Origin of the sequence: Wolbachia endosymbiont of Drosophila incompta, from assembly GCF_001758565.1 — a bacterium.
Taxonomy (GTDB): Bacteria; Pseudomonadota; Alphaproteobacteria; order Rickettsiales; family Anaplasmataceae; genus Wolbachia; species Wolbachia pipientis.
This window is the reverse complement of sequence record NZ_CP011148.1, coordinates 90,710-93,312: the sequence shown is the minus strand read 5'-3', so window position 1 is coordinate 93,312 and position 2,603 is coordinate 90,710. Positions and strand designations below refer to the sequence as shown.

Annotated in this window: 3 protein-coding genes; all 3 read right to left on the bottom strand. The window is 34.2% G+C overall.

The window, feature by feature from the left end; genetic code table 11:
• Positions 1-695: 695 nt before the first annotated feature.
• Positions 696-1,040 (bottom strand): DMT family transporter, encoded by a 345-nt coding sequence (locus WG67_RS00440; protein WP_006279756.1) that lies wholly within the window; start codon positions 1,038-1,040, stop codon positions 696-698.
• A gap of 16 nt (positions 1,041-1,056) precedes the next feature.
• On the bottom strand, positions 1,057-1,371 hold the full coding sequence (locus tag WG67_RS00435) for a DMT family transporter (RefSeq protein WP_010082606.1): 315 nt from the start codon (positions 1,369-1,371) through the stop codon (positions 1,057-1,059).
• 99 nt (positions 1,372-1,470) lie between these two features.
• Positions 1,471-2,577, bottom strand: a complete 1,107-nt coding sequence (locus WG67_RS00430; RefSeq protein ID WP_070356732.1) for a D-alanyl-D-alanine carboxypeptidase family protein — start codon at positions 2,575-2,577, stop codon at positions 1,471-1,473.
• Positions 2,578-2,603 lie beyond the last annotated feature (26 nt).

Here is a 2,603-nt window from a genome sequence, read left to right as displayed (position 1 = left end):
ATCTGCGAAGTACACAAATCAACAAACAAATTGCCAATGGTGCCTGTTGTTCCATTTGGTTCAAACTCGGATACAATTTCCCCAGAGCTGGGTAATCTCATACCAGAACCATCTGCTGCAATAAGTCTATAGCCTCTCCAACTCAGGTTCATCCTGATAGGCTGTTTGGATGCTTAAATTCTTGAAAGCCTGTATGGCAAATCTTATATCTTGCTTTAGAAAAAGCTTGCTTTGAGGGTACATGTCAATGGCTCCATAAGTTCACATTCTATTCCCAAACTTTTTTTAACTAACTTTAAAATCATANNAAATACTGTCGAAAAAGGAAGTTTTCTTGTTCGTGTAAAACTCAACACAATGGATTTTCTGAAAAGTTTTCGAGTATATTATATTTTTAATTTGTAGAATAAGGTTTTTTCCTTTTTGCATATTTCACCTAAAAAGGACACATTTTAGACTTCTTTGTTGAAATAAAACAGAAACAAAAGTGCTGTCCCTTGCACTCTTTGGATAATTTAATGATAAAAAATTTGGAGAGAAATTTTATACACAATCTCTGACATTTTTCCTTAAGTTGACGCCATTGTGTGAACGGTTACGGTTTCCCGTCTTCACCATGCTATATAGAAAAAAGTCTGGATTCCAATTTGCATGACAATATGGAGTATCTGCTTCTTTCATCCCAGTGGGATCTTTTATTCCATTTTATCAACAGTTTGTTTTGCAGTATCAAACAATTTTAATCCTATAATCCCGAATGTAACTAAAATAAAGCATATTACTTCGAATAAATTAACTGGTTCATCAAATAGGTAAACTCCAAGTATCGAAGCTCCTATAGCGCCCACTCCAGTCCAAATTGCATAGCATACTCCGATAGGTATAGAACGTGTAGCGAGCGAAAGTAAATATGTACTAAGAGCCATGGAGAGTATGCTAATTATTGATGGTACGAGATGAGTAAATCCATAACTATGCTTAAGTGTTATGACCCAGAACACTTCAATTAGTGACGATAAGAGTAAATATATCCAATTCATGCATAAATTTTTAGGTTTAAATAGAGAGCTTTAGCCCTATGCTTCCTATTACAATTAAAACGATACATAAAACTTGAGATAAATTAATATTCTCTGTGAAAGTGGTTGCACCAATTATAGTTATTCCAATTGTGCATATTCCAGAGGAAACTGCATAGCATACCCTAATAGGTAGAAAGCATGCTGCAAGAGATAAAAAGTAAATGCTAATGATCATAATTACCAATGTTGCAATCGAAGGCACAACTTTAGTAAAACTGTTACTAAACTTTAGCGTTACAGCCCACAGTATCTCTAGGATACTAGACAGCAACAAATACAACCAGCACATTTTCGTAACATTTCAATCTTGTATTGTAACAGAAATTGTTAGTTAAAACTACACTAAAGTGCAATAGATCTCTCTTTCGGAATTGCTTTAATATCAAACTTAAAACAACATCCTAAAAAACTTTTCTACGAAATTCAATTCCTGCACGTCATTTGCTGCATAAAGTAGTGTAGTTTGTTGCTCAATACCTGGTATTTCTACAAAAACTTTGCCCACTTCTTGACCTTTTTTAATGGGTGCAGGTATCATATCTTTATATTCAATACGCACCTTAATTTGGTCATGCAATTTGCGGTTGTAAGTTATGGTAACATCGTTTGCAACTGTAATAGGCACTTTTCTATCTTTTCCATAGAGAACATTTACTTCCTCAACTACGCTGTCTTTAACGAATATTTTCTTAGTGTTAAAATGATTTAAGGAGTATTGTATCAATCTTTTTGCTTCTTCTATTCGCTCTTTCTCAGTGTTTAAACCATTTACGACAGCAAAAATTCTCCTATCATTTCGTTTTGCAGATGCTACAATGCCGTAACCACCAGCATTTGTATAACCGGTTTTTAAGCCATCAACCCCAATATCGTGAAAAAGTAGAAGATTTTTATTCTTTTGTACAATTTCATTATATGTCAAATATTGTTCGGAAAATAAATCATAATATTCAGGAAAATCGGTGAAAATCCTTTTTGCCAGCATTACCAAGTCTTTTGCGTTCATAAAATGATCTTCATCTGGCCACCCGCTTGAGTTGACAAAATGACTGTCATTCAGATTCAAATTTTGTGCAACTTCATTCATTTCAGCCACAAAATTCTCTTCTGATCCTGCAATGCCCTCGGCTAGTGTTATGCAGGCATCATTGCCTGAGACTATTGTAATTCCTTCAAGTAATTCCCTCACCGTAACGGATTGACCTTCTTTCAAAAACATAGAAGAGCCTCTCCTTTCCCACGCTTTTCTACTTACTCGAAATTTATCCTCCATGTGTATTATTCCAGCTTTTAGATAATCGAAGGCTATATATAAAGTCATTAGCTTGCTCATTGAAGATGGGGCCATTTTTTCATCAGAATTATGGTCAAAAATGAATGAGTCTGAAGCTAAATCTAAGACTACTGCTTGCTTTGCTTTGGTTCTAAACTGGTATGAGTATGAAGAAAAAGGAAGTATAAAAACTAATAGCAAAATTACCAATCTGCTTAACATATCTATAATTTTAAATTTATAGTGTA